This is a genomic window from Corynebacterium sp. AOP36-E1-14 (genome assembly GCF_052377495.1).
In the GTDB taxonomy this organism is placed as follows: Bacteria; Actinomycetota; Actinomycetes; order Mycobacteriales; family Mycobacteriaceae; genus Corynebacterium.
Map to the genome: position 1 here is coordinate 1 of NZ_JBQSWV010000052.1, position 6,446 is coordinate 6,446.

Consider the following 6,446-nt stretch of genomic DNA (forward strand, 5'->3'; position numbering starts at 1 on the left):
GGAAGTGTGACGGTCATTTCTGTGATCGGCCCGGACGCGCGGGTCGTCGAGCAGGTTACGGCGGGTGTCAGGGCACTGGACGCCCGTACCGGGGGGAGTATCCGGCGCACCTACGTCGCCGGGGCGGGCCCCGGGCAGGCGGACGGGGTCGTGGCGGTCGTGCCGCCGGACGGTGGCAGCGGTGCTGATGGTGCTGGCGGTGCCGACCTCGAGGTGCTGCGCGCGGTGCGCGACGCGATGGGCGTGGTCGTGCTCTACGCCCCGGCGTCGGCCCACGCGCTCGCCGACGAGGTCGGCGTGGTGCACTGCACGTGGGAGGGCGGTTCCGCCGCCGAACCGGGGCAGCTGGCCCGGCTGAGCGGGGTGCTCGACGGGATGTGGGCGGACGCCGACCGGTGGGAGGCGGACGCCCGCCGTGCCGACGCCGAACGTCTCGACCGGGTGCGCATCGCCGTGCGCCTGGCCGCCGACCGCGCCGCCACCGTCCTGCTGGACGGTCTCGACGTGCGGGACGGATCGGCCGCCGGTGTGGGCGCCGGCGAGCTGGACGCACGCTTCCGTGCGAGGCTCACCGTCACCGTGCTCGAACAGGGCGTGGACATGCCGCACCTGGCACCTGCGGAACCACCGCAGGACGCCGGGGCGTCCGGCGGCCCCGGCACGTCCTCTACGTCTGGGGTGCCCGGACGCCTGGTGACCGCGGCCGCGGCACTCGGCGCGGGTGTGGCCGCGGCTGCGGGCGTCCTGCGTCTGACGGATTCGTTGCTCGCCGCCGTCGCGGCGGGCGCCCTGGTGGCGGGTGCGACCGCCGGGGCACGCTGGTGGGCGGGACGTGCCGCGCGCCGGGAGCGTGAGGCGGCGCGCCTGGCGGCGACGTTGCGGCGCCACTGGGCGGCGACGGTGACCGACGTGGTCGCCCGACTCGTCGTCCCGCCCGTCGCCGGCACGGTGGCGGGCAAGGTTAAGGGCCAGGTTAAGGGGGCCGTGTCATGAGCGGCTGGGAGTTCGGGGCGGACGGCTTCCCCCTGTTCCCCGGGGCGTCCGGGCTGGACCCGGTCGACCCCGCTCAGGTGGGCGGTGTCGGTGACGGCCTGCTGCTGGACCTGGGCGACGAGACCTTCGGCCTGCCGGCGTCGCACGTGCTCGACGGGCTGGAGGAGGTCGCGGGGGTCGAGGAGTCCGTCACGCTCAGCGATGACACGGGCATGACGATCTGCTCGGACACCGACGGCGACGGGCGGGTGGACGCCGTCTCGGTGGTCACCTTCGACGGCGGGTGGTCGTCGTGGCGTCGGCAGGACTGCATGGCCGGGGTGAGGGGTGTGACGGAGATATCGGCAGATGTGTCTTCTATCACAACTAACGGCGAAGGTACCGGGGAGAGTATGCTCGGTGAAGAACACACGGAACAGGGCGAACACGGCGCGGAGCAGGGGCGACGGGACGGCGAGTGGTACGACGTCCCCCCGTCCACCCCCGGAAACGGACGTGGTTCGTGGGACCCGCGCGGGTGGGAATGTGTGGACAGGGGGAACTGGGGTTAGTCTGGGGAGACGCAGAACTAACCAGACACACAAGAACGCACCGTTCTCAAAACACATCTCGTCAGGAGTTTTCATGACCATCCCCGGGCTCGTCGGCCAGCCACCCACCCAGCACGAGGAACTCCTCGCCTGGATCTCCGAGGCTGTCGAACTCTTCCAGCCGGAGAGCGTGGTCTTCGTCGACGGCTCCCGCGAGGAGTGGGACCGTCTGACCGGTGAGCTCGTCGACGCCGGCACGCTGACCAAGCTCAACGAGGAGAAGCGTCCCAACAGCTTCCTCGCCCGCTCGAACCCGGCGGACGTCGCCCGCGTGGAGTCGCGTACCTTCATCTGCTCCGAGAAGCAGGAGGGTGCTGGCCCCACCAACAACTGGGCGCCGCCGGCGGCGATGAAGCAGGAGATGTCCGAGCACTTCGCCGGTTCCATGCGCGGTCGCACCATGTACGTGGTGCCCTTCTGCATGGGTCCGATCAGCGACCCCGAGCCCAAGCTCGGCGTGCAGCTCACCGACTCCGCCTACGTGGTGCTGTCCATGGGTGTGATGACCCGAATGGGCCAGGAGGCCCTGGACAAGCTCGGTACCGACGGCGCCTTCGTGCGCTGCCTGCACTCCGTCGGCGCCCCGCTGGAGCCCGGCGAGCAGGACGTGCCGTGGCCGTGCAACGACACCAAGTACATCACCCAGTTCCCCGACACCAAGGAGATCTGGTCCTTCGGCTCGGGCTACGGCGGAAACGCCATCCTGGCCAAGAAGTGCTACGCCCTGCGCATCGCCTCGGTCATGGCCAAGGAGGAGGGCTGGCTCGCCGAGCACATGCTCATCCTGAAGCTGACCAGCCCGGAGGGCAAGGACTACCACATCCTCGGCGCCTTCCCGTCCGCCTGCGGCAAGACCAACCTGGCGATGATCACCCCGACCGTGCCGGGCTGGAAGGCCCAGGTCGTCGGCGACGACATCGCCTGGCTGAAGTTCGGCGAGGACGGCCACCTCTACGCCGTGAACCCGGAGAACGGCTTCTTCGGCGTGGCCCCGGGCACCAGCTACGGCTCCAACCCGATCGCCATGGAGACCATGGAGGCCGGCAACACCCTGTTCACCAACGTCGCGCTCACCGACGACGGCGACGTGTGGTGGGAGGGCATCGGCGGGGAGACCCCCGGCCACCTCATCGACTGGAAGGGCAACGACTGGACGCCCGAGTCCGACGAGAAGGCCGCGCACCCGAACTCCCGCTACTGCGTGCCGCTGGCCCAGTGCCCGGTCGCCGCACCGGAGTTCGACGACTGGAAGGGCGTGAAGGTCGACGCCATCCTGTTCGGTGGTCGCCGTGCCGACACCGTGCCGCTGGTCTCCCAGACCTACGACTGGGAGCACGCGACCATGGTCGGCGCGCTGATGGCCTCCGGCCAGACCGCCGCCCAGGAAGGTGCCGTGGGCACCCTGCGCCACGACCCGATGGCCATGCTGCCCTTCATCGGCTACAACGCCGGTGAGTACCTGCAGCACTGGATCGACATGGGCAAGCGCGGCGGCGACAAGATGCCGGACGTCTTCCTGGTCAACTGGTTCCGCCGCGGCGACGACGGCCGCTTCCTGTGGCCCGGCTTCGGCGAGAACAGCCGCGTGCTCAAGTGGATCGTGGAGCGCATCGAGGGGCAGGTCGGCGCCGACGAGACCGTGGTCGGCCACACCGCCCGCTACGAGGACCTGGACCTCGACGGTGTCACCGAGCCCGAGGAGGACATCCGCACCTCCCTGACCGCACCGCCGGAGCAGTGGGCCAGCGACATCGAGGACAACGCCGAGTACCTCACCTTCCTGGGCCCGAAGGTCCCCGAGGAGGTCTGGGAGCAGTTCAGCGCCCTGAAGCAGCGCGTGCAGGACGCCAAGGCCAAGGCCTAACCACTCCTGTTCCGGCCGTACCCCCGGATAACCGATGACGCCGACCGTCCTGATCTGTTGCGACAAGTTCAAGGGGTCGGCGTCGTCGCGCGCGGTGGCCTCCGCACTGGGCCGCGGACTGGAGTCCACCGGCTGCCGCGTGCTGATCAGGCCCCTTGCCGACGGCGGTGACGGCACACTCGAGGTATTCGACGACCTCGGCTTCCGTCGCCGCACCGCCCGCGTACGCGACTCCGGCGGGAGGCCGGTGGACGCCGAGTACGCGCTGGGTACCGACACAACCGAGTCTTCAGCGCCTGCCGTCCCCACCGCCGTGATCGAGGTCGCCCGCGCCTGCGGGCTGGACATGGTCTCGCCCGGCGGCGCGACCCCCTCGGCGCAGGACGCCCGGGCCGCCGGTTCCTGGGGCGTCGGCGAGCTCGTGCGCGCTGCCCTCGACGACGGCGCCCGGCGCATCATCCTCGGCCTCGGCGGCAGCGCCACCACCGACGCCGGCTTCGGCATGGCCCGTGCCCTCGGCGTGGAGTTCCCCGGCGTGAACTGCTCCAGCGTGGACTCCGTGGCCGACCTCGGTGACGTCCGGGTCGTGGACCTCAGCCACCTCGACCCGCGCCTGGCACAGGTCGAGGTCGTGATCGCCTCGGACGTGCGCAACCCGCTGTGCGGGCCGGACGGTGCGGCCGCGGTCTACGGACCGCAGAAAGGCATCGCCGCAGGCGACGTCGCCGACGTGGACGCGGCGTTGGCGCACTTCGCCACCGTCGTCGAGGACGCGCTCGGGACGTCCTACGTGGCGGGACGCCCCGGCGCCGGCGCCGCCGGTGGGCTCGGGTTCATGGCCATGGCGCTGGCGGGCGCGCAGATGCGCTCCGGGGTCGAGCTGATCCTCGAGGAGACCGGGTTCGCCGACGCCCTGGGACGGGCTGACCTGGTCGTCACCGGGGAGGGGCGCATCGACTCCCAGACGCTCAGCGGGAAGGCGCCGGCCGGTGTCGCCGAACGCGCCCGTGGCCACCGTGACCACCGTGTCCACGGGGATCAAGGCGTTCCTGTCATCGCGGTGTGCGGGGAGAACCGGCTCGCGGCGTCCGACGACGGTGGTCTCTTCACCGCCATCCACGCCCTCACCGACCACGAACCGGACGTGGCGGAGTGCATGCGCAACCCGCTGCCGATCCTGGAACGCATCGGGGCGGAGATCGGGTGCACGTACGTATCGTCGGGACCATGAGCGACACGACTATGCAGTACGCACACCTCGGCCGGTCCGGACTCCTCGTCAGCAGGATCGGGCTGGGAACGATGAACTTCGGCGACGCCACCGGCCAGGACGACGCCTTCGGCATCATGGACCGCGCCGTGGAGCGCGGCGTGAACTTCTTCGACTCCGCCGACGTCTACGGCGGTCCCCAGTCGCCGGACATGGCGCAGGGCTACGGGACCTCCGAGGAGATCGTCGGCAACTGGTTGGCCAGGTCCGGCAGGCGTGACGACATCGTGCTGGCCACCAAGGCCTACCAGCCGATGGGGCTGGGGCCCAACGACCGTCGCCTGTCGGCCTACCACCTCAAACGCGCCTGCGAGGCGAGCCTGCGGCGACTGAAGACCGACCACATCGACGTCTACCAGATGCACCACGTCGACCGGGCGACCCCGTTCGAGGAGATCTGGCAGGCCATGGAACAGCTCGTGGCCGAAGGGAAGATCACCTACGTCGGCTCGAGCAACTACGCGGGCTGGGACGTCGCCACCGCCCAGATGACCGCCCGTCAGCGCAATTTCATGGGGCTGGTCTCCGAGCAGAGCATCTACAACCTGGCGAACCGCGCGGTCGAGCAGGAGCTCATCCCGGCGTTGCAGTACTTCGGAGTTGGCCTCATCCCGTGGAGCCCGTTGGACGCGGGGCTGCTGGCCGGCCGGCCGAAGGACGGCGAGCACACCGAGCGTCGCGGTGCCCTCGGTGAGCAATATGGTGCGCTCGCCGGGCAGCTCGAGGCCTACGAGGCACTGTGCGCACGACTCGGCCACACCCCGGCAGAGGTCGCGCAGGCCTGGTTGCTGCACCAGCCAGCGGTGTCCACCCTGATCGCCGGGTCGCGTACGGTCGCTCACCTCGACGCCGCGGTCGATGCGCTGGGCGTGACCCTGGACCAGGCCACGCTGGACGAGCTGGACCGCATCTGGCCCGGCCCGGGGGAGGCCCCGATGTCCTACGCCTGGTGACGGTCCTGCCGTGTAGGGCGGGTGACGGTTACCCTGGGTGGCATGACTGACCGCCCCGTCACCCGGCACACCATCTTCCAGAACTCCCTGATGACCGCCCTGCTCGACGGCATCTACGACGGTGAGATGACCGTCGGCGAGCTGCTCGGCAAGGGCAATTTCGGCCTGGGCACGTTCGACGCCCTGGACGGGGAGATGGTCATCATCGACGGCACCTGCTACCAGCTGCGACACGACGGCAGCGCCACCCGCGCCGACCTGGAGGCACGCAGCCCCTACGCGGTAGCGACGAACTTCGTGCCGCGGATCCGGCGTCGGGCACCGGAGAACATCCGGCGCTCCGAGCTCTCCGACTTCATCGACGAGATGACCCCCTCGGCGAACTACATGTACGCCGTGCGCATCACCGGACGCTTCAGCGACGTCACGACCCGCACCGTGGTGCGTCAGTCGAAGCCGTACCCGCCGATGACGCAGGCCGTCGGCGACGACGCCGAACAGCACTTCACCGACGTCTCCGGGGTCATCGCCGGTTTCCGTACGCCGGTGTTCGAGAAGGGCATCTCGGTACCGGGGTGCCACGTGCACTTCATCGACGACGGCCGCACCGTCGGCGGGCACGTCCTGGACTTCACCCTCGCCGAGGGCAAGATCGAACTGTGCCCGGGCACCGACCTGGACCTGCGGCTGCCGCTGAACTCGACGTTCTCCGAGGCGAACCTCGACCCGGAGGACCTCGACGAGCAACTGCACGCCACCGAGGTCAAGGACTGAGC

The 6,446-nt window shown here is 70.2% G+C and carries 6 protein-coding genes; all 6 read left to right on the plus strand.

Going from position 1 to position 6,446, the window contains the following annotated elements; genetic code table 11:
• A partial coding sequence (locus ACT3TD_RS14460) for a hypothetical protein (RefSeq protein ID WP_444615207.1) occupies positions 1 to 993 on the plus strand: 993 nt, incomplete at its 5' end.
• Positions 990 to 1,544, plus strand: coding sequence for a DUF6802 family protein (locus ACT3TD_RS14465; protein WP_301441648.1), 555 nt, complete (start codon positions 990 to 992; stop codon positions 1,542 to 1,544). The genes ACT3TD_RS14460 and ACT3TD_RS14465, both read left to right, overlap by 4 nt.
• A 73-nt stretch (positions 1,545 to 1,617) precedes the next feature.
• Entirely contained in the window at positions 1,618 to 3,447 is a 1,830-nt protein-coding gene (locus ACT3TD_RS14470) for a phosphoenolpyruvate carboxykinase (GTP) (protein ID WP_301441647.1), read from the plus strand.
• A gap of 34 nt (positions 3,448 to 3,481) precedes the next feature.
• Entirely contained in the window at positions 3,482 to 4,678 is a 1,197-nt protein-coding gene (locus ACT3TD_RS14475) for a glycerate kinase (protein WP_301441646.1), read from the plus strand.
• Positions 4,675 to 5,670, plus strand: coding sequence for an aldo/keto reductase (locus tag ACT3TD_RS14480; RefSeq protein WP_301441645.1), 996 nt, complete (start codon positions 4,675 to 4,677; stop codon positions 5,668 to 5,670). The genes ACT3TD_RS14475 and ACT3TD_RS14480 overlap by 4 nt, the downstream gene beginning before the upstream one ends.
• A gap of 42 nt (positions 5,671 to 5,712) precedes the next feature.
• Positions 5,713 to 6,444, plus strand: coding sequence for an acetolactate decarboxylase (budA, locus tag ACT3TD_RS14485; RefSeq protein ID WP_441579872.1), 732 nt, complete (start codon positions 5,713 to 5,715; stop codon positions 6,442 to 6,444).
• The last annotated feature ends 2 nt before the right edge of the window (positions 6,445 to 6,446 follow it).